The organism is Yinghuangia soli, from assembly GCF_021502675.1.
GTDB classification, from domain to species: Bacteria; Actinomycetota; Actinomycetes; order Streptomycetales; family Streptomycetaceae; genus Yinghuangia; species Yinghuangia soli.
In genome coordinates this window covers 289,587-310,007 of the sequence record NZ_JAKFHA010000005.1, presented here as the reverse complement: position 1 = coordinate 310,007, position 20,421 = coordinate 289,587, and the positions used below count along the sequence as shown (strand labels likewise).

18 protein-coding genes are annotated in these 20,421 nt (G+C 73.0%); 10 read left to right on the top strand and 8 right to left on the bottom strand.

What is annotated here, in order from left to right:
- The first annotated feature begins 275 nt into the window (after positions 1 to 275).
- The gene (locus LZ495_RS12610; RefSeq protein WP_235052217.1) at positions 276 to 1,307 is read left to right on the top strand and encodes a terpene synthase family protein; all 1,032 of its coding nucleotides are present in this window, start codon (positions 276 to 278) and stop codon (positions 1,305 to 1,307) included.
- Between the two features lie 117 nt (positions 1,308 to 1,424).
- On the opposite strand, the gene LZ495_RS12605 is transcribed toward LZ495_RS12610, so the two are convergent.
- Positions 1,425 to 2,705, bottom strand: coding sequence for a SpoIIE family protein phosphatase (locus tag LZ495_RS12605; RefSeq protein ID WP_235052216.1), 1,281 nt, complete (start codon positions 2,703 to 2,705; stop codon positions 1,425 to 1,427).
- A gap of 247 nt (positions 2,706 to 2,952) precedes the next feature.
- Here LZ495_RS12605 and LZ495_RS12600 point away from each other — a divergent pair, with 247 nt between their 5' ends.
- Complete coding sequence (locus tag LZ495_RS12600) at positions 2,953 to 3,894, top strand: slipin family protein (protein WP_235052215.1); 942 nt, start codon at positions 2,953 to 2,955, stop codon at positions 3,892 to 3,894.
- Here LZ495_RS12600 and LZ495_RS12595 read toward each other — a convergent pair.
- The 5 genes from LZ495_RS12595 to LZ495_RS12575 form a co-directional block, all read right to left on the bottom strand.
- Positions 3,874 to 4,392 carry a hypothetical protein gene (locus LZ495_RS12595; RefSeq protein WP_372498561.1) on the bottom strand — a complete coding sequence of 173 codons (519 nt, stop codon included), beginning with the start codon at positions 4,390 to 4,392 and terminating at the stop codon, positions 3,874 to 3,876. The two genes, LZ495_RS12600 and LZ495_RS12595, sit on opposite strands and share 21 nt — an antisense overlap.
- A 189-nt stretch (positions 4,393 to 4,581) precedes the next feature.
- A complete protein-coding gene (locus LZ495_RS12590; protein WP_235052214.1) occupies positions 4,582 to 4,824 on the bottom strand; it encodes a chaplin in 243 nt (80 codons plus the stop codon).
- A 353-nt stretch (positions 4,825 to 5,177) separates the two neighbouring features.
- Positions 5,178 to 7,682, bottom strand: a complete 2,505-nt coding sequence (locus LZ495_RS12585) for a DEAD/DEAH box helicase (protein WP_235052213.1) — start codon at positions 7,680 to 7,682, stop codon at positions 5,178 to 5,180.
- Positions 7,683 to 7,786: 104 nt separating this feature from the next.
- Entirely contained in the window at positions 7,787 to 8,581 is a 795-nt protein-coding gene (locus LZ495_RS12580; RefSeq protein ID WP_235052212.1) for a metallophosphoesterase family protein, read from the bottom strand.
- Between the two features lie 124 nt (positions 8,582 to 8,705).
- The gene (locus tag LZ495_RS12575) at positions 8,706 to 9,410 is read right to left on the bottom strand and encodes a DUF6629 family protein (protein WP_235052211.1); all 705 of its coding nucleotides are present in this window, start codon (positions 9,408 to 9,410) and stop codon (positions 8,706 to 8,708) included.
- A gap of 167 nt (positions 9,411 to 9,577) precedes the next feature.
- On the opposite strand from LZ495_RS12575, the gene LZ495_RS12570 reads away from it, so the two are divergent.
- Entirely contained in the window at positions 9,578 to 10,072 is a 495-nt protein-coding gene (locus LZ495_RS12570) for an OsmC family protein (RefSeq protein WP_235052210.1), read from the top strand.
- Between the two features lie 332 nt (positions 10,073 to 10,404).
- Here LZ495_RS12570 and LZ495_RS12565 read toward each other — a convergent pair whose 3' ends face one another.
- Complete coding sequence (locus tag LZ495_RS12565) at positions 10,405 to 11,778, bottom strand: sensor histidine kinase (RefSeq protein ID WP_235052209.1); 1,374 nt, start codon at positions 11,776 to 11,778, stop codon at positions 10,405 to 10,407.
- Positions 11,775 to 12,455, bottom strand: a complete 681-nt coding sequence (locus LZ495_RS12560) for a response regulator transcription factor (RefSeq protein WP_235052208.1) — start codon at positions 12,453 to 12,455, stop codon at positions 11,775 to 11,777. Before LZ495_RS12560 ends, LZ495_RS12565 begins: the two co-directional genes overlap by 4 nt.
- Positions 12,456 to 12,554: 99 nt before the next feature.
- On the opposite strand from LZ495_RS12560, the gene LZ495_RS12555 reads away from it, so the two are divergent.
- From LZ495_RS12555 to LZ495_RS12525, 7 genes are all read left to right on the top strand, one after another.
- Entirely contained in the window at positions 12,555 to 13,112 is a 558-nt protein-coding gene (locus LZ495_RS12555) for a hypothetical protein (protein WP_235052207.1), read from the top strand.
- Between the two features lie 167 nt (positions 13,113 to 13,279).
- On the top strand, positions 13,280 to 14,629 hold the full coding sequence (gene egtA, locus LZ495_RS12550; RefSeq protein ID WP_235052206.1) for an ergothioneine biosynthesis glutamate--cysteine ligase EgtA: 1,350 nt from the start codon (positions 13,280 to 13,282) through the stop codon (positions 14,627 to 14,629).
- Positions 14,610 to 15,980, top strand: a complete 1,371-nt coding sequence (gene egtB, locus LZ495_RS12545) for an ergothioneine biosynthesis protein EgtB (protein WP_235052205.1) — start codon at positions 14,610 to 14,612, stop codon at positions 15,978 to 15,980. Before egtA ends, egtB begins: the two co-directional genes overlap by 20 nt.
- Positions 15,980 to 16,723 carry an ergothioneine biosynthesis protein EgtC gene (egtC, locus tag LZ495_RS12540; protein ID WP_235052204.1) on the top strand — a complete coding sequence of 248 codons (744 nt, stop codon included), beginning with the start codon at positions 15,980 to 15,982 and terminating at the stop codon, positions 16,721 to 16,723. The genes egtB and egtC overlap by 1 nt, the downstream gene beginning before the upstream one ends.
- A 9-nt stretch (positions 16,724 to 16,732) precedes the next feature.
- Complete coding sequence (egtD, locus tag LZ495_RS12535; RefSeq protein WP_372498560.1) at positions 16,733 to 17,722, top strand: L-histidine N(alpha)-methyltransferase; 990 nt, start codon at positions 16,733 to 16,735, stop codon at positions 17,720 to 17,722.
- A 178-nt stretch (positions 17,723 to 17,900) separates the two neighbouring features.
- A complete protein-coding gene (locus tag LZ495_RS12530) occupies positions 17,901 to 18,269 on the top strand; it encodes an effector-associated constant component EACC1 (RefSeq protein ID WP_235052203.1) in 369 nt (122 codons plus the stop codon).
- A complete protein-coding gene (locus tag LZ495_RS12525) occupies positions 18,235 to 20,421 on the top strand; it encodes a caspase, EACC1-associated type (RefSeq protein ID WP_235052202.1) in 2,187 nt (728 codons plus the stop codon). Before LZ495_RS12530 ends, LZ495_RS12525 begins: the two co-directional genes overlap by 35 nt.

Sequence of the window (20,421 nt, the reverse complement as noted above, 5' to 3'; positions counted from 1 at the left end):
CCTCGCGACGCGCACCCGGCAGTGCGCCCCTAACCTCGGCCTGTCGGCATCCGATCGGTTTCTGCCTCCGCAAAGGGGTAGCAACTGGCGACAATTGCCTGTGAATTGCCGATCAGGTCACAGTGGGGACACCCACGGTAATTCGGCGGTATAGGAACCTTGCGGGGCCTTCCCCCCAGGGGTAGAGGTTGGGCGAGCCGTGGGAACCATGGTTCGAACGGCTCGGGTGGGAGCCGGGGCATCGCGTCGCCGGCTGAGTCGGACGGAGACTTCCAATGCCGCAATCAGTTCATTTCACGATCCCCTTCGCCTCGCGGGTCAGCCCGGACCTGGATCGGGCGCGGGTCCGCAATCTCGACTGGACGTGGAGGCACGGTCTGGTGCGCGGAGAGGCGGGTCTGCGCGAGTACGCCTCGTGGGACCTCGCCCAGGCCGCCGCACGCACATACCCGTACGCACTGGCCGACGACCTGGACATGCTCGTCAACTGGTTCGGGTTCGCGTTCTTGTTCGACGACCAGTTCGACGCCTCGGGCGACCGCCCGGCGCAGGTGTCGGCGGTGGCGCGCGAGATGATCGCGATTCCGTTCCGGCCGCTGGGCACCGCACCGGACATCGTGTGCCCGGTGACGCTGGCCTGGGTCGAAATCTGGCCGCAAATGTGCGAGGGCATGTCCGAAACGTGGCAGAACCGGTTTGCCAGCAACTGGGCCCGGTTCATGGCCGCCGCCGTGTGCGAGATCCATCTCGCCGCGCACCGCGAGGTGCTCGACCTCGAGGGCTACGCGGCGCTGCGCCAGCACACCGTGGGGCTGCAGCACTCGCTCGACGCGGTCGAGCGGATCGGCCGGTTCGAGGTACCGCCGCAGGTCCAGGCGCATCCGGTGATGCGCCGGCTGCGGCACGCCACCACGGACTGCATCGCGTACATGAACGACGTGCACTCGCTGGACCGCGAAGAGGAGCGCGGCGACCAGCACAACCTCGTCACCGTGCTGCAGCGGCACCTCAAGTGCTCACGCAGCGGGGCGCTGGACGAGGCGATCCGCATGACCTACGACCTGCTCGACGAGGTCGTCGGACTGCACGGCCGGATCCCCGGCATGTGCGACGAACTCCAGCTCACCGAGGCCGAGCGGACCTCGGTCGACCGGGCCGTGGAAGGCACCGGGAACTGGATCCGCGGCAACTACGAATGGGGGCTCGACAGCGGCCGCTACGAAGTAGGCGGCCACGCGCAGATATCCGGGCCGGCACCGTATCTGGAGACCCGGGGCGGCCTGGAGTCGCTGCCGCAGGCCGGCTGAGCGGGTACGCCGGTCGCGGCGATCGCGGCGGCGCCGGTTCGGGGGGCACCCGGGCCGGCGCCCGACCGGACGCCGCCTGCCTGGTGAGCGACCGCCCGGGGAGCGCGGCCGCCCGCCCTACCGGGCGAACGGTCGGGCGACCGGGTGGACCACCGGATCACCCGGCTCGGCGGACATCCCCGCGACCGGCTCGCGGACCGGATCGGCACCCGGCCCCGCGGCCGGAGCCGGGACCGGGACCGACCCGGCGGGCGGCTCAGTGGCCGGCTCAGTGCCCGGCTCAGTGGCCGACTCGGTGGCCGGCTCGGCGCGGGGACCGCTGCGCGGTTCGGCGACCGGTTCGGCGGTGACCAGCAGCAACGCGGTGTCGTCGTGCAGGTGGCCGCCGACGTGCCGGAGCAGGTCCGCATCGATGCCGTCGAGGACCTGCTCGGGCGCGGCGCGCCGGTGGTGCCGGGCGAAGCGGTCGGCGACCGGGAAGAACTCCCCGGCCGCGTCGCGCGCCTCGCCCGCGCCGTCGGTGTAGAAGAGCAACTGGTCGCCGGGCCCGAACGGGAGTTCCTCCGGGTCGGCCGCGGCGAAGCCGGGGTGCGCCGCGAAGCCGTGCAGGCCCAGCGGGAGCCGCGGGGCGCCCAGGCGTACCGGGGCGACGGTGCCGGCGTGTGCGAGCAGCGGCGGTTCGTGGCCGTACGCGAGGACCCGCACGCCCCCGCCGGGCGGGAACTCGGCCAGGACCGCGGTCACGAAGTCCTCGGCGCCCAGATGCCGGGCCAGGCTGGTCTCGATGCGCTCCGCCACGGCGGGCAGCCGGACCTGGTCGAACGCGGCCTCGCGGAACGCGCCGAGGACGACCGCGGCGGTCTCGACCGCGCCCAGCCCCTTGCCGCGCACGTCGCCGAGCAGCAGGCGCACCCCGTAGGGCGTGTCGAGGACTTCGTACAGGTCTCCGCCGATCCGCGCCTCGGCGGCCGCGGCCTGGTAGCGGACCTGCAGGCGCAGGCCCGCGAGCCGGTCCGGGACCGGCCGCAGCACGGCGCGCTGGGCGACCTCGGCCACCGACCGGACCTGGACGAGCTTGGCGTCGTACCGGCTCCGGTCGCGGGCCGCCCAGCAGCCGACCGCGGTGACCACGATGGTCGCGCACACGATGCCGATCATGCGGACGTCGTGCGCCGTCTCCTCGGCGGCGTGCACGGCGAAGACCAGGCCCAGGGCGAACACCCCGGCCACCACCGTCAGCACGGCCCGGTAGGTGAGCGCGACCATCGCCGGGACGGCGATCAGCGCGGAGTGCAGGTGCACGTCGTACGGACCGTAGAGGTCCGCCGCCATCACACCGCACGCGTACAGCGCGGTCAGCGCCAGCACCTTGCGTGACGTCCGGGGTGGTCGCGGCATTGCATGCCTCCCGCTTCCTCTGCTCTGCCGGGGCCTCGGTCGGTGTCCGCCCGGCCGGGTCGCGGCCCGCCGGGCGGCATGTCGTCGCCTCCCAGGTTCACCGGCGATCCGCCTTCCGCCCAGGGCCGAAGGTCCCGAACCGGGCCCCGGGCCGCCTACTCTGGAGGGGACCGGAGGGAAACGGACAGTTCCAGGGCCCCGGCCGGACCGGTCGGGCGCCCACGCCACAAGGCAATCGGAGCCTGCCATGGCCGTTCTGCTCGTCATCGCAATCGTGGCCCTGATCGGGCTGCTGACCGCGGCCCGCGGCGCGCGCGTCATCCAGCAGTACGAGCGGGGCGTGGTGTTCCGGCTGGGCCGCGTCCAGGCGGAGACCCGGCCGCCCGGGCTGACCATGGTCGTCCCGGTCGTGGACCGGGTGCGCAAGGTCAACGTGCAGATCGTCACGATGCCGGTGCCCGCCCAGGAGGGCATCACGCGCGACAACGTGACCGTGCGGGTGGACGCCGTGGTGTACTTCCGGGTCCGCGACCCGGTCCGCGCGGTCGTCGAGGTCCAGGACTACGTGTACGCGATGTCCCAGGTCGCGCAGACCTCGCTGCGGTCCATCATCGGCAAGAGCGACCTGGACGATCTGCTCACCAACCGCGAACCGCTCAACCAGGGCCTCGCGCTCATGCTCGACTCCCCCGCGGTCGGCTGGGGCATCGAGATCGACCGGGTCGAACTCAAGGACGTCGCCCTGCCGGAGTCGATGAAGCGGTCCATGTCCCGGCAGGCCGAGGCGGAGCGCGAGCGGCGCTCCCGGATCATCACGGCGGACGGCGAACTCCAGGCCTCCGAGAAGCTCGCGCAGGCCGCGAAGCGCATGTCGGAGAACCCCAGCGCGCTGCAACTGCGGCTGCTGCAGACGATCGTGGAGGTGTCGGCGGAGAAGAACTCGACGCTGATCCTGCCGTTCCCGGTCGAACTGCTGCGCTATCTCGACAATGCGGCCGAGGATTTGGCCCGCCGCGCGGCGACTGCCCCGACGTCCCCGACAGCCTCGCCGGCTGCGCCGGTCGAACCCGCCGAGGGGGCTGCGCCGATCGAATCCGCCGAGCCGGCCGCGCCTGCTCTCCCGGCCCCTGCGGACGGCGCGGCCGACGCCGCCGGTGCCCGCGCGGTGTCAGCCGACGGAGCGCCCTGACGACCCGGGGCTCTCCGCGCTGCCCGGCCGGACCGCGCCGAGCGCGCCGGCGACGAGCCCGGCCACCACGAGTGCGGTGGCCGCGGCGCGCATCCGGGATCCGCCCGAGCCGCGCAGGTGCTCGGCGTTCGCCTCCATGCGGCCGCCCGAGGACCGCCACGACAGCACCGACCAGCGCGAGCAGGCGGACAGCGCCGAACCGACGCTGAGCCAGGAGCCGACCGACAGCGCGGACAGTGCGGAGCCGACCGAGGCCACCGAACCGGCCGAGCCGACCGACCCGATGGAGAGCACCGAGCCTTCCGATCCGATCGACAGGACCGAGCCGCGCGACCACAGCGACAGCACCGAACGCTCCGACCCCACCGACCACTTCGAGGTCGCACAGCAGCCCGCGTCATACCGGGGCGGGCAGGCCGGACGGGCGGCGCGGCCGGCCCGGACCGGACGGGCGGAACGGGTGTAGCGGGGCACGGAGGCGGTCATGGCGTCTTCCATGACGCCATGGTGCCGTACCGGTGCGGCGAATGCCCGGATCCGCGGCCCTTGCCGCGGCCGGGGCCGGCCCGCCGAGCAGCCTCGCGCTGCCGCGGCCGGGCCCGGACGCGCGAGGGCCCCCGCGTCCACGGAAGGAGACACGGGGGCCACGGCGCGGGCCCCGGAGGACCCTGGGCATCAGGTGATGCGTCAGCCGTTGTAGCAGAAGTTGCCGAACGCCGGGTTCAGGGCGCCGATGACGTTGACCGAGTTGCCGCAGACGTTCACCGGGATGTGGACCGGGACCTGGACCAGGTTGCCCGACAGGACACCAGGCGATCCGGCGGCCACACCGTGCGCCCAGGCGTCGGCCTGCGCGGTGCCCGCACCGAGCGCCAGGACGGCACCGGCGGCGGCGATGGTGACGGCAGTCTTCTTGACCCAGCTGGTCACGTGTTCTCCCTTGGACGATGCGGAACCGCCGTGCGGCGGCTCCGAGACCAAGGTCGGGCCGCCGCCGCGCCGCGATCAACCAACACCGCCGCGGAGTCACCCGGACTGATGTACGCCAGGGCGCATCATCAGCCGAACGGCCCAGCGCGGAGGCCTCCGACAGGGTGCCGCCCGGTGCGCGGCCGCCCAGAATGGGTCCGGGGCCGCTCCTGAACCGGTCCGGGAGCCGGTGCCGAGCCGGTCCGGAGCCGGTTCGGGAAGGGACGGGTGCAGGCCCGGAAGCGGCCGGACCGGTCGGCTCGAACCCTGCACGGAAGCGGCTCAGGGCCGCCGAGCGGCGGCCCCGGAGCAGCTCAGAGCCGGTCGACGCCGGTGACCCGGACCACCGCGCGGCCCTCCTCGTCGGATGCGGCGAGGTCGACCTCCGCGCTGATGCCCCAGTCGTGGTCGCCCTCGGGGTCGTCGAAGATCTGCCGGACCTGCCAGCTCCACTCCTCCTCCTCGACGAGGAGCATCTTGGGGCCGCGCGCGTTCGGTCCGGTGCCCAGGTCGTCGTGCTCGGCGTAGTAGCCGGCCATCGCCTCGGCCCAGCGGTCCGCGTTCCAGCCTGTCTCGGTGTCCAGTTCGCCGAGGTCGAAGTACTTGCGCAGGGCCGCGAGTTCGACGCGCCGGAAGAGCGCGTTGCGGACCAGCACGCGGAACGCGCGGGCGTTGGAGGTGACCGGGCGGGTCTTCTCGTCCAGCACGTCCGGACCGGCCTCGGCGGCCTCCGGGTTGGCGAGCTGCTCCCATTCGTCCAGGAGGCTGGAGTCGACCTGCCGGACGATCTCGCCGAGCCATTCGATGAGGTCGAGCAGGTCGTCGGTCTTCAGGTCGTCCGGCACGGTCTGCTGCAGGGCCTTGTACGCGCTCGCCAGGTAGCGCAGCACGATGCCCTCGGCCCGGGCGAGTTCGTAGTGGTTGGTGAACTCCACGAACGTCATGGCCTGTTCGTACATGGTCCGGACGATCGACTTGGGGCTCAGCTCGTGGTCGCCGACCCACGGGTGGCCGGTGCGGTAGACCTCGTAGGCGTGCTCGAGGAGGTCCTCGAGCGGCTTCTCGTACGTGATGTCCTGGAGCAGCTCCATGCGCTCCTCGTACTCGATGCCGTCCGCCTTCATCTGCCACACCGCTTCGCCGCGCGCCTTGTTCAGCTGCGCGGCCAGGATCTGGCGCGGGTCGTCGAGGGTGGCCTCGACGACCGAGACGAGGTCGAGTGCGTACGACGGGGATTCGCGGTCGAGGAGTTCGAACGCGGCCAGCGCGAACGTGGACAGCGGCTGGTTGAGCGCGAAGTTGTCCTGCAGGTCGACGGTCAGCCGGACCACGCGGCCTTCGGCGTCCGGGGCTTCGAGGCGCTCCACGATCGCGCCGTCGAGGAGCGAGCGGTAGATGGCGATGGCGTCGCGGATGTGGCGGCGCTGCGCGGGCTTGTCCTCGTGGTTGTCGGTGAGCAGCCGGCGCATGGCGTGGAAGGCGTTGCCGGGGCGGCCGATGACGGACAGGAGCATCGCGTGGCTGACCTTGAAGCGCGAGGTCAGCGGCTCGGGTTCGGCGGTCTGCAGGCGGTCGAACGTGTCGCCGCTCCACGACACGAAGCCCTCGGGGGCCTTCTTGCGGACCACCTTGCGGCGCTTCTTGGGGTCGTCGCCGGCCTTCGCGAGGGCGCGGAGGTTCTCGATCTCGTGTTCGGGGGCCTGCACGACGACGTGGCCGACGGTGTCGAAGCCGGCGCGGCCCGCACGCCCGGCGATCTGGTGGAACTCGCGGGCCCGGAGCCTGCGCACCCGCACCCCGTCGTACTTGGACAGGGCGGTGAACAGCACCGTGCGGATGGGCACGTTGACGCCGACGCCGAGGGTGTCGGTGCCGCAGATGACCTTGAGGAGCCCGGCCTGGGCCAGGCGTTCGACCAGGCGCCGGTACTTGGGCAGCATGCCGGCGTGGTGCACGCCGATGCCGTGCTTGACCCAGCGCTCCAGGTTGCGGCCGAACTTGGTGGTGAAGCGGAAATGGCCGATCAGGTCGGCGATCGCCTTCTTCTCCTCCTTGCTCGCCAGGTTGATGCTCATCAGGGACGCGGCGCGCTCGACGGCGGCGGCCTGCGTGAAGTGCACGACGTACACCGGCGCCTGGCCGACGCGCATCAGCTCTTCGAGGGTCTCGTGGATCGGCGTGGTGACGTACTCGTACGTGAGCGGCACGGGCCGGACCGCGGAGCGCACGACGGCGGTGGCGCGGCCGGTGCGGCGGGTGAGGTCCTCTTCGAAGCGGGTGACGTCGCCGAGGGTGGCGGACATGAGCACGAACTGCGCGTGCGGCAGCTCGATGATCGGGATCTGCCAGGCCCAGCCGCGGTCGGGCTCGGCGTAGAAGTGGAACTCGTCCATGACGACCTGGCCGACGTCGGCCTCGTCGCCGTCCCGCAGCGCGATCTGGGCGAGCACCTCGGCGGTGCAGCAGATGATCGGCGCAGTGGCGTTGACGCTGGCGTCGCCGGTCATCATGCCGACGTTGGAGGTGCCGAAGACCTTGACCAGGTCGAAGAACTTCTCGGAGACCAGCGCCTTGATGGGCGCGGTGTAGAACGTGCGTTTGCCGCGGGCCAGCGCGTAGTAGTGCGCGCCCAGGGCGACCATCGACTTGCCCGAGCCGGTCGGGGTGCTGAGGATGACGTTCGCCCCGGAGACGACCTCGATGAGGGCTTCCTCCTGAGCCGGGTACAGGCTGATCCCGCGCTCTTCGGTCCACGCGGAGAAGGCCTCGAAGAGGCTGTCGGGATCGGTGTCGGAGGGGAGCCGGTCGATGAGGTTCACCCCACCATCCTGCCTGCTCGCCCGGGTGTCCGGGGCCGCGGGGCGCGGCTCGGCCCGGGAATCCGGGCCGGACGGGCCGGACGGGGCCGCGGAGGCCCCGCGGGTCACCGGGTCAGGATCACCACGCGGCCGTCGACGTTGACCACGTGGCCGCCGCCGAGGCGGGCCAGCGGCCGGTCCCAGTGCACGTGCCCGCACACCGTCAGTGCCGCGGAGCCGTCCGCGAGCCGGGCGCTGATGACCGGGTTGCCGTACTGCTCGCGGCGGGCGCCGTGCGGGCCCTCGTGCAGGACGAGCACCTCGGGGGCGGCCTTGCCGACCTCGGCGAGCAGCGCCAGGAACTCCTCCTCGGCGCGCCGGTCGGTGCGGCGCGGGTCCCCTATGACGCCGCTGACGCCGCCGAAGCGCACGCCGCCGTACTCGACCGTGTCGCCGTCCAGGAGGGTGGCGTCGCTGCCCAGGCCGGCGACCTCCTCGGCGGTGAGCAGGTCGTGGTTTCCGGCCACGCCGACGATCCATGCGCAGCCGGTGGCGGCGAAGGCCAGCCACACGTCCAGGACCTCGCCGGACGCGCCGCGGCGGTTGGCGCGCGGCGCGGCGTACAGGTCGCCGGCGAGGACGACGCCGACCCGGTCGAGGGGCGGCAGCATGCCGCTGGCCGCCCACACGGCCATGTGGTCGGCGAGGGCGATGCCGAGGAGGACGTCCTCGCCGCCGTAGGGGGACGGGGCGATGCCCTGGAGGTCGCCGGTGAGCACGACCGCGTCCACGCCGTCGGGAAGGCTGTCGACGCGCAGCTGCTCGACCGTGAGCAGGGCGCTCTCGGTGCCCCCGCCGCGGCGGGCCCGCAGGTATCTGACCTGGGTGATCGGCTCGACTTTGCCATTCAGGACGCGCATGCACTCCACGGTACGACGTCCGCCCCGGCGTACGCCCGGGTGGATCACCGGTCGAACGCCTTCGCCCGGGTCCGGGCGGCCCGGTGCGCCCCCGGGCGTACCCGGCAAGCCGTCTGACGGTGGGTCAGGCGACGCGGGCGGCGGTGTCGCGGGCCTCGGGGGTGCGACGGTCCGCGTCGGGTCCGTCGGCGGGCCGGCCGCGTACCCAGGCGAGCAGCATCACGGAGGTGACCGCGGCCAGGGCGCACCAGGTGGAGGCGAATTCGCGGGTCCAGATCCAGGCACAGATCGCCGCGCCCACCAGGCCGACGGCGCCGAACCGGACGAGCATCTTGTCGCCGGACGCGATCAGCGCGCCGAGGGTGGCGGCCAGGTAGCCGCCGATGATGAGGATCTCGGGTTCGGGGATGCCGATGGCGTACTGGACCGTGTGGCCGCGGATCGTGGCGCGCACCGGACCGTCGGCGAGGGCGTAGCCGAGGCCTGCGGCGGTGACGAGGCCGAGGCCGAAGAATCCGGCGAGGACGGCGCGCCGGTTGCGGGACACGGTCGGCCACATCGCGAGGAGCACGCCGAGGGGGACGAGGAAGGGCAGCAGCGGGAAGGCTATGAAGGCCCATATGAAGCGCGCCAGTTCTGCGGCGTCTTCGGTGGCTTTGCCCTCTTCGCCGCGCCACACCACCGCCTCGACGAGCTGGTGGAAGCCGAGCACGAGCGGCAGTGACGCCAGCGCGATGTCGCGCGGTCGGCGTACCGAGGCAAGTGTCGCGGCGCCGACCGCGCTGACGGCGGTTCCGGCGACTAGATCGGCAGTGGCACTCCAGCACATATGTCTCGACGCTCCTGAATCCCTGGTCCCAGCGTGGCACGCACCGTCCCGTCCCGCTCGCGCGGACCGCGGCCTGCAACCGCGGCATACATCCGTGTCCGGCGTGGTTCACGCATAACCGCCTACCGCGCGGCTTGTCTGCGCGAACACGAGCCAGGAGGACACCGATGGCAGCGCGCTCCCCCGAACACCGCTACGCCGTCCAGGTCGAGTGGACCGGGAACACCGGGGACGGTACGGCCGACTTCCGTTCCTACAGCCGCGACCACGACGTGCGCATTCCCGGCAAGCCGACGCTTCTGGGCTCCGCCGACCCGGGGTTCCGCGGCGACGCGGCGCGCTGGAACCCGGAGGACCTGCTGGTCGCCTCGCTGAGCGAGTGCCACATGCTCTGGTTCCTCGCGCTGGCCGCGCAGGCCGGCGTGGTGGTGACCGCGTACACCGACGACGCGGAGGGCCTGATGGTCACCGAGCCGGGCGGTGCGGGCCAGTTCACCGAGGTCGTGCTGCGGCCGCGCGTGACCGTGGCCGATCCGTCGACCGCGGACAAGGCCGAGGCGCTGCACGCCACCGCGCACGCCAAGTGCTTCATCGCCCGGTCGGTGAACTTCCCGGTGCGGGTCGAGCCGGCGACGGCCGCGGAGGCCCGCGACCTGGGCTGACGATCCGTCACAGGTGGGGCATAGTGCGCCGATTCGTCACCCGATCCGACTTAAGCCTTCCTTAAATCGGCCGGTTCAGGTGTTCAAGCGGGTTGCCAGTCGTTAACGTAGCTGCGCAGGCCGACCCGGAATTCACGGGGCTCCCCCCCTCCGGGCGGCCGAGGCTCGACCCAACCCCCCAGGGTCTGTGCCATTAAAGGGGATGCACTCCCCTTGGCGCGGACGCACCCACCCCCACCCGGTGCGTCCGCGCCCCTTTTTGTGCGCCCACCCCTTTTGCATGCCCCTCGCGCGGGCGAATTCGCCGTGCCCGGCTTGGAGTTCGGGGAGTTTCAGGCGTTCTGCCCGGTACGCCGCTTCCGGGCCCGGCGGCCGCGCCGTGCGGCCGGCACCTGGCGGCCGCCCGCGGCGAACCGGACCGAGACCTGCGCGCCGCCCAGCACCGAGCGCTCCACGCGCACTTCGCCGCCGGTGGACTCCGCGACGCGGCGCACGATGTCCAGCCCGAGGCCCGTGGAGCCCTCGCCGCCTTGGCCGTGCCCGCGGCGCAGTGCGGCCTCCGGGTCGGCGATGCCGGGGCCGCCGTCCGCGACCAGCAGGATGACGGTGTCCCCGGCACCCGGCCCGCCGACGTGCAGGGTGACCGCGAACGGGGTGCCCTCCGCGGTGTGCCGGAAGACGTTGCCGAGCATCGCGTCGACCGCGGCGGCCAGTTCGGCGCGCGGTACGGGGATGCGGACCGGCCCGTCCGCCTCGGCGGCGCCGTCCAGCCGCCAGTCGCGGTCCTCGTCCTCGGCGAGGGCGGACCAGAAGGCGATGCGGTCGCGGACGACCTCGGCGAGGTCGCTGCCGACCGGTTCGGCGGCGGCGGACTGGCGCCGGGCGGTGAGGATGATCTGGTCGACCTCGCGTTCGAGCTGCGCGACGGCGTGCCGGGTCTGGTCGGCGACCGCGGTGTCGCCCAGCGAGGCGGCGTTGAGGCGCAGTGCGGTCAGCGGGGTGCGCAGCCGGTGCGAGAGGTCGGCGGCGCGTTCGCGTTCGGCCGCCATGAGCTTCTCGACGCGGTCCGCCATGCTGTTGAACGCCGCCGCGGCTTCGCGCAGCTCGGTGGGCCCTTCGGGGGCGATGCGGACCGACAGGTCGCCGCCGCCGAGGGTGCGGGCGGCGCCGGCCAGGCCCTTGGCGGAGCGGACCACGCGGGCGCCGAGCCGGTCGGCGACCACCAGCGAGCCGCCGACCAGGGCGACCGCGACGCCCGTGAGGACCAGCCAGGCGGTGCCCACGCCGCGCGAGGTGTCGCCCTCGGGGATGTGGACCTCGATGACGGTGATGCGGCCCTCGTCCAGCACCACCGGCTGGAGCAGCGACCAGCCGCCGCCGGTGCGCACCCGGAAGGCCTGGGCCCGCTCCTTGGCCTTGGCCAGGGCGGATGCGGCGACGTGCGGGGCGCCCAGGACGCCGCCGTCCGGCAGGTGGACGGCCACCCGGCCGTCGGCGCCCGCCGGGACGCTGCCCAGGGCGCGCTCCAGGGCGGCCCGGTCGGTGGTGATGACGAGGGCGGGCTGCAGGGCCGCGGCCTGCCGTTCGGCGTCCGCGAAGGCCCGGTCGCGGGCGATCTCGCGGACCACCAGGCCGAGGGGTATCAGGAAGGCGAGGGCGACCATCGTGGTCACCGCGAGGGCGACCCGGACCAGCGTCCCTCTCACGCGGGGGCCTCCAGCTTGACCCCCACGCCGCGCACGGTGTGCAGGTAGCGGGGCTGGCGGGCGGTCTCGCCGAGCTTGCGGCGCAGCCAGGACAGGTGGACGTCGATGGTCTGGTCGTCGCCGTACGCCTGGCCCCACACCTCGGCGAGGATCTCGCGGCGCGGGACGACGGTGCCGGCCCGCGAGGCGAGGAAGGCCAGCAGGTCGAATTCGCGGCGGGTGAGGTTGAGGACGGTGCCGTCGAGTTCGGCCTCGCGGCGGCGCACGTCGATGCGCAGGCCGCCGGTCTGCAGGGCGTCGCCGCCGGTGGCGCGGCCGCGCGAGCGGCGCAGCACGGCCGACATGCGGGCGCCGAGGTGCTCGCCGGAGAACGGCTTGGTGACGTAGTCGTCGGCGCCCGCGTTGAGCAGCCGGACGACCTCGGCCTCGTCGTCGCGGGCGGTCGCGATGATGACGGGGACGTCGGATATGCCGCGCAGCATCTTGAGCGCCTCGGACCCGTCGAGGTCGGGGAGCCCGAGGTCGAGGATGACGACGTCGAACCGGTACTGGGCGACCTCGCGCAGCGCCTCCAGCGCGGTGCCGACGCTGCGGACCCCGTGTGCTTCCTGGGAGAGGTAGCGGATCAGCGCCGAACGGACGAACTGGTCGTCTTCCACCACGAGCACCTGTGCCATGGCCCGAAACCGTACCGTTCGGCCCGCGGCGGACGGGCACGTACGTCCGAATCACCACCTCGCCCCCGGCCGCCGGGGGCGGCAGGGCAGGATGGGCGCGTGCAGCGCGGGGTGGCGAGGGTCGGGGTGTGGGTGGCGGTGACGGCCGCCGCTGTGGCGCTGTCCTGGTTTGCGGTGCGGACGGTGCTGCGCGACACGGTCTTCGAGGCGCCGCGGGCGCCCGCGCTGGGCGCCCAGGCCGTGGAGGGCCGGGGGCCGGTCCTGGTGTCGGCCCCGGCGACGATCTCGGCCACCTCGTTCGCGTCCCGGACGCCGAGCCCCCGGCCGTCCGGCACCACCCCCGCGGCCGCGACCCGGGCGGCGTCCCCGACGGCCGCCGCGACGACCGCGGCTCCGGCGTCCTCGGATGCGGCCGCGCCGCCTGACCAGGGGTCCGGTTCGACGCGCAGTTTCGAGGTCAAGGGCGGGCGGGCGTCGTTCTCGTTCGCGCCGGATTCCGCGTCGCTGATCGCGGCCACCCCGAATTCGGGGTGGGCGGTCAAGGTGTGGCCCGGAGACCGCTGGATCCGGGTGGACTTCACGCGCGGGGACCGGACGTCGTCGATTTTCGTCACCTGGAACGACCATCCGCCGCTCGGCGAGACGTACGAGGCCTGACGCCGGACGCCGCCCGGCGGCGCGCCGGAAGCGGAACCCGTCGTACCGCGCAATTCGCCTGTCGTTCGGACATACGTCCGATTGTCGTAAGCATGCGGACTCCGGCGAACGGGTAGGCGGCTCCTGGATCGTCTTCCGATCGGCTCATTCCTCCCAGGAGGCGTCAGATGTCCCAGGCTTACCTCGACGCGCGCAGCGGCAACGGCGCCGGGCGGATATCGACCCGCGACCCGGTCGGCGACCCCGCACCCCTGACCGAGTCGCAGGCCGAGAGCCATGCGGCCGAGACATGCTTCCGGACCGGCCCGCCGCACCGGGTGGGCGTGGAGATCGAGTGGCTGGTCCGGGACGAGGCCGATGCCGCGTGGCCGGTCACCGGCGAGCGGATCAGCGCCGCGCTGGACGGCAGCCCGCTGCCGGGCGGCGGACGCGTCAGCCTGGAGCCCGGCGGCCAGTTGGAGCTGAGCTCGTCGGCGCAGCCGTCCCTGGCCCGATGTATCGAGGCGGCGTCCCTGGACGTCGCGCTGCTGCGCGACACGGCCGCCGAGGCCGGCCTGGTCCTGGCCGGCGCGGGCGTGGACGCCTACCGGGCCCCGCACCGCACCCTGCAGCATCCGCGCTACGTCGCGATGGAGCGCTATTTCGACCGGTCCGGGCACTGGGGCCGGGTGATGATGTGCAGCACCGCATCCGTGCAGGTGTGCCTGGACCCCGGGGACGACTCGTCGAGCTCGGCCGGGATGCGGCACCGCTGGGCGCTGGCCCACCGGATCGGCCCGGTGCTGCTCGCCGCGTTCGCGAACTCGCCGCACCACGGCGGCCGCTCGACCGGCTGGGCGTCGACCCGGCAGCTGGCCTGGTCGCGGCTGGACGCAACCCGCACCCGGCCGCCCGCGCACGACCCCGATGCCGATCCGCGCGCGGCCTGGGCCGCGTATGTGCTGGACACGCCGGTGATGTGCGTGAGCCGGCCCGAGCCGGACGAGTGGACGGTGCCCGACGGCATGACGTTCCGGGACTGGACGCGCGGCGCGCTGGACCCGGCGCCGACCACCGCGGACCTGGAACTGCACATGTCCACGCTGTTCCCGCCGGTCCGCGCGCACGGCACGCACCTGGAGCTGCGCATGATCGACGCGCAGCCGGACGACGGATGGACGATCGCCCTCGCGGTGGCCACCGCGCTCCTGGACGACCCGGTGGCCTCGGCCCGGGCCTGGGAGCACACCGAGCAGCTGGCCCGCTCGGCCGCGGCCGCGCCGCCGTACGCGTGGTGGCTGCGGGCCGCCCGGTTCGGGCTGGCGGAGCCGCTGCTGCGGACCACCGCCCGGGCGCTGATGGCGGCCGCTTTGGACGCCTTGCCGGGAATGGGGGTGTCCGCGGAAGTGTTCAGCGACGCCGTGGAGTTCTCCTACCGCTACACCGATCGGGGCCGCGCCCCCGGCGACGACCTGACGCCGGTCGTCCGCGCCGGGGACTTCCGCGAGGGGGCCCGGCATGCCGCATCCGCACACTGACCGGCGCGCCGGCGCCGCCGGGAGCAGTGCTTCCGGCGGCGGGGCCGGCGCCGCCGAAGGGGCGGGAGGCACCGAGGACGCGTGGCGCGCCCTCGACCGCGCCCGGCGCCGCACGCAGCTGCTCACCGACGCGGTCGACGACGCCGATCTGACGCGCCAGCACTCGCCGTTGATGTCGCCCCTGGTATGGGATCTCGCGCATATCGCCAGCCAGGAGGAGATCTGGCTGCTTCGCGGGGTGGGCGGCCACGAACCGCTGCGACCGGAGATCGACGACCTGTACGACGCGTTCCGGCATCCGCGCGCGTCGCGTCCGCAACTGCCGCTGCTGGGACCGGCCGAGGCCCGCACGTACGCCCGCGACGTCCGAGGGCGGGTGCTGGACCTGCTCGACCAGGCGCCCGGGGACGATCCGCTGACCCGCGACGCGTTCGCGTTCGGGATGATCGCGCAGCACGAACAGCAGCACGACGAGACGATGCTGGCGACCCATCAGCTGCGCGCGGGGGCGCCGGTGATCGATGCGCCGGACCCGCCCGCGGCCGTGGACCTCCTGCCCGACGAAGTAGTGGTCCCGGCAGGCGCGTTCACGATGGGCACCTCGACGCACCCGTGGGCGCTGGACAACGAGCGCCCGGCGCACCGGGTCGAGGTGGCCGCGTTCGCCCTCGACACGACGCCGGTCACCTGCGGCGCGTACCTGCGCTTCATGGACGACGGCGGCTACGACGACCCGCGGCTGTGGACCGCGGAAGGCTGGGCGCACCGCGAGCGCGAGGGCCTGGAGGCCCCGGGCTTCTGGATCCGCGACGGCCGCGACTGGCTGCGGCGGCGCTTCGGCGTGCTGGAGCCGGTGCCGGCCGGCGAGCCGGTGGTGCACGTGTCCTGGTACGAGGCCGACGCGTTCGCGCGCTGGGCGGGCCGCCGGCTGCCGACCGAGGCGGAGTGGGAGAAGGCCGCCCGGCACGACCCGGCGACCGATACGTCGCGCACGTACCCGTGGGGCGAGGAGGAGCCGACCGCCGAGCACGCCAACCTCGGGCAGCGGCACCTACGCCCTGCGGCTGCCGGGGCGTACCCGGCAGGTGCGTCGGCGTACGGGGCGCGGCAGATGCTCGGCGACGTGTGGGAGTGGACGTCGTCCGACTTCGCCGGCTATCCGGGCTTCGCCGCGTGGCCGTACCGCGAGTACTCCGAGGTGTTCTTCGGCGGCGACTACAAGGTGCTGCGCGGCGGTTCGTTCGGGGCGGACGCGGTGGCCTGCCGCGGCACGTTCCGCAACTGGGACTACCCGCAGCGCCGCCAGATCTTCGCGGGATTCCGCACCGCCCGCGACGCGGGGCCGCACTGATGTGCCGCCATCTGGCGTACCTGGGCGCGGAGACCACGCTGCGCGACGTCGTCGTGGTGCCGCCGCAGGGGCTGTACGAGCAGTCCTGGCAGCCGCGCATGCAGAAGTACGGCACGGTCAACGCGGACGGCTTCGGCGTGGGCTGGTACGCCGACGGCGACCCGCAACCGGCCCGCTACCGCCGGGCAGTGCCCATCTGGGCGGACGCGTCGTTCGCCGACGTGGCCCGCGTGACCCGCACCCGGGCACTGCTCGCCGCGGTGCGGTCCGCGACGGAAGGCACCAGCCAGGGCGAGGACGCCGCCGCCCCGTATGCGGACGGGCCCTGGCTGTTCAGCCACAACGGGCGCCTGGACGCCTGGCCGGACGGCGTCGGCGCGCTCGCCGCACTGCTGCCCCCCGCCGAACTGCTGCGGCTCGAATCGCGCTGCGACTCGGCGCTGCTGTGGGCGCTGCTGCGCCGCCGCCTCACCGCGGGCGAACCCGCCGGGGACGCGATGGCCGCGGTCGTCGCAGCAGCCGCGGCCGCCACCGAGGGCCGGTTCAACCTGCTCCTCACCGACGGCCGCACCATCACCGCGACCGCCTTCGGCGACACCCTCTTCATCCGCGAAACCCCCGACAGTGTGCGCGTCGCCTCGGAACCGGACGCCGACGGCGTCTGGACCGAGGTGCCCGACCGCACGCTCGTGACGGCCACTCGGGAGGCCGTCCACCTCCACCCGTTGCCGGACAGGAGCTGAGGAATACCCGTGTCTCGAACCGCTCGTACCACCAGGCTCAAGGTGCACGGACACCTGCCCGAGGGCTACTTGGCCGACGCGCTGCGGCGCGACGCCGCGTTCGGCCTGACCTCCGCCCCCAAGTGGCTGCCGCCCAAGTGGTTCTACGACGCCCGCGGCAGCACGCTGTTCGAGGAGATCACCCGCCTTCCCGAGTACTACCCGACCCGGGCCGAGCGCGAGATCCTCGAACGGCACGCGGCCGATGTCGCGGCCACCCTGCCCGCCCACACCCTGATCGAACTCGGCTCGGGCTCCTCGGAGAAGACCCGGCTGCTCCTCGACGCGCTGCGCGCCGCCGGCACGCTGGAGCGGTACGTCCCGGTGGACGTCAGCGAACCCGCGCTGGTCGAGGCCGCCGAGGCGCTGCTGCGCGAATACCCGGGGCTGGCCGTCGACGCGGTCGTCTCGGACTTCGACGCCGAACTCGGCATCCCGGACGAACCCGGCCCCAAACTGGTCGCGTTCCTGGGCGGCACGCTCGGCAACCTGAACCCGGACGAACGCGCGGCGTTCCTGGCCGCGGTGCGCGCGAAGCTGCGCACGGGCGACGGGCTGCTGCTCGGGGCCGACCTGGTGAAGGACCCCGAGGTGCTGGTCCGCGCGTACGACGACGCGCAGGGCGTCACCGCCGACTTCAACCGCAACGTGCTGCGGGTCCTCAACCGCGAACTCGACGGGGACTTCGACGTCGAGCGCTTCGAGCATGTGGCGCTGTGGAACTCCGAGCAGGAGTGGATCGAAATGCGGCTGCGCTCGCGCGGCGACCAGGCGGTCAAGCTGCGCGACCTCGACCTGGCCGTGGAGTTCGCGGACGGCGAGGAGCTGCGCACCGAGATCTCGGCGAAGTTCCGGGTGTCCGGACTGACCATGGAGCTGGAGCGGGCGGGCTTCGTGGTGAGCCGCTGGTGGACGGACCGGGAGAACCGCTTCGGGGTGGCACTGGCAATGCCGTTCTAGCGACGGCGGGCCGCCTTTGGGACCACCGGCCCCCGCCCGCCGGCCCGGCAACGGGCTCCGGCGGGCGGGGGCCGTTCCGTTGGCGGTTTCGATCCCCTTGCGCAGGCCGCATCGCCTACGCTGGCCTGGGAGTTTTCCGGTCACTGCGGCCTGCTGCCGCGCTTGGGGGAGGATCGGCATGGACGCGTTCGTGGTCAGTGTCGTCGCCGCAGCGGACGAAGAAGCCGACGAGTTGGAGCAACTCGCCCGGCTGCTCCAGGACGACCTGCTGGAGGAGGACGTCGAGTCGGCTGAGCCGCTCTCCGAGGAGTCCGCCCCCGACCTGTCCAAGGGCTTGGGCGTCGTGGCCGGTTCGCTGGCGGTCCGCATCGCCGCGACGACCGCACTGCGGGCGCTGGTCGCCCGGATCCGCAAGTGGGCGGCGCGTACCGAACGTTCGGTGGAGATCACCATCGACGGCGACACCCTCAAACTGACCGGCGCCACCGAGGAACAGCAGGAGCAGCTCATCAATGTCTGGCTTGCCCGCCACGGTTCCGGCGCCTGACCTTCCGGCGGGGCCGCGCGCGGCCCTGATCGTCGCCACCGCGGCGTACGCCGACCCCGGGCTGAGCAGGCTGCGGGCACCCACGCAGGATGCGGCAGGCCTGGCCGAGGTGCTCGGCGATCCGGCAGTGGGCGGCTTCGAGGTGCGCACGGAACTCGACCGCAAGGCGCACGAACTCAAGCTCGCCATGGAGGACTTCTTCGTGGCGCGCAAGCGTGCCGACCTCGCCGTCGTGTACTTGAGCTGCCATGGCGTACGCGACGCCCGCGGGCGGCTCTACTTCGCCGCGTCCGACACCCGCAAGGACCGGCTGGCCGCGACCGGCGTCGAAGCGTCCTGGCTGGTCGACCAGTTGGAGTGGTGCAAGGCCCGGCAGCAGGTCGTGATCCTGGACTGCTGCTTCAGCGGGGCGTTCGCCGCCAACTCGAAGGGCGACGGCAAGCTCGACCTGGCCGAGCACTTCACCGAGGCGCGCGGGCGTGTGATCCTCACCGCCTCGCGGGCCGGCGAGTACTCGTTCGAGGGCGAACCGCTGCCCGACCTGTCGCCGACCGGCTCGGTGTTCACGAACGGCCTGGTCGAAGGCCTTCGGACGGGTGCCGCGGACCGCAACCACCGGGGCCTGGTGACCGTCGACGAAGCCTTCGAGTACGCCGCGGCTTCGGTCAAGGCGACGGACCGCAAGCAGACCCCGCAGCGCTGGCTGACCGCGGGAGAAGGCCAGATCATCCTGGCCCGCAACCCGGCCGGAGTGCCGCTCCAGCGCCTCGAACTGCCGGAGTCCCTGCGCCTGCCGCTGGACAGCCCGCATCCCACGATCCGGATCGGTTCCGTCCAGCAGTTGGCGGAATGGCTGACCTCGGACGACCCGAACAAGGTGCACACGGCCCTGCTCGAGCTCCGGGAGGTCGTGGAGAACGACGCCGCCAAGGTCGCTGCGGTCGCCCGGGAGATCCTTGCGGCACACGCACCGGCGAACGAGGCGGCCGTGGCGGCAACGGCGGCGGCGCCCGATCCGGTACTCCACGAGAAACTCGCCACGGCTTTCGTGAAGACGGTGGTGGGACGGACGATCGAGGAGTTTGCGGACGACGATTCCAGAACTGAATGGGACGGCTTGGAAGCTCGGTTGCCCGTCCCCGCACCGACACCGGCACCGGCACCGGCACCAAGGGTCCGTCAGCGCTTGACCATCCCCGACAACACATTCCGATATGTCCGGCGGGTGGACGTGCGCGTCGCCTGGACCGTCGACTCGACGAGTGCCCTCTCCTTCTCTCCCGGCGCGGTGGCCTTCACGCCCAACGGCAGCGCCGTGGCGGTCCCGGGGCCTTACGGCCAAGTCCTGCGCTGGGACAGTGCATCGGGACTCGAGCTGGACGCCCTGAGTCCGGCCATGGGCATGGTCGGCGCGCTGGCGTCCGATCCGGTGGACAACATCATGGTGGTCGGGGACACGGACGGCCGGGTCGTGGTGATGGATCCCGAGGAGGACGTGCGGCTGTTCGTCGTTCCCGACCGGTCCTCCGACGGTGCAGACGTGACCGTGCTCGCCTGTGCGCTCGGGAAAGGCGTGGCAGTGGTGGGCCGGGACGACGGCCGCTGGGAGGTCCTGCGTACGGATCAGCCGGTCAGACCGGTGTCCGGCGGCCAGCGGCCCGGGCGTGTCCGGGCCGTCGCGCTCGCCGGCGACGGCCGTGCGCTCGCGGCGCTCTCCTTCGTGGGGAACGTGGTGTGCCAGCGGCTGGACGGCTCGTACCGGCCCAGCGGGTTCATGCCGCTCTCCGTGCGCGGCGTGACGGCGATCGCCTTCCACCCTCGCGATCCGCGCCTGCTGCTCACCGCGGACCAGCACTCCAAGCTCAGGTACCACAAGGTCGGCGCCGCCGGTGCCCTGCAGCGGCTGACCGACACCGGGCAGGGCGGGATCACCGCACTCGCGCTCGACGTGGCAGGCAACTTCCTGGCCACGGCCGGAGCCGATCGCAGCGTCAAGATCTGGGATTCGTACGCCGGAACGCATCTCGGCACGGCGACCGGCCCCGACGAGGGGTTCACCAGTCTGGCCTTCGACCCGACCGGCACCTTGCTCGCCGGGCGGACCACGCACGGCGCGCTGGTTGTCTGGACCGTGCACCCAGAGGATTCCTGA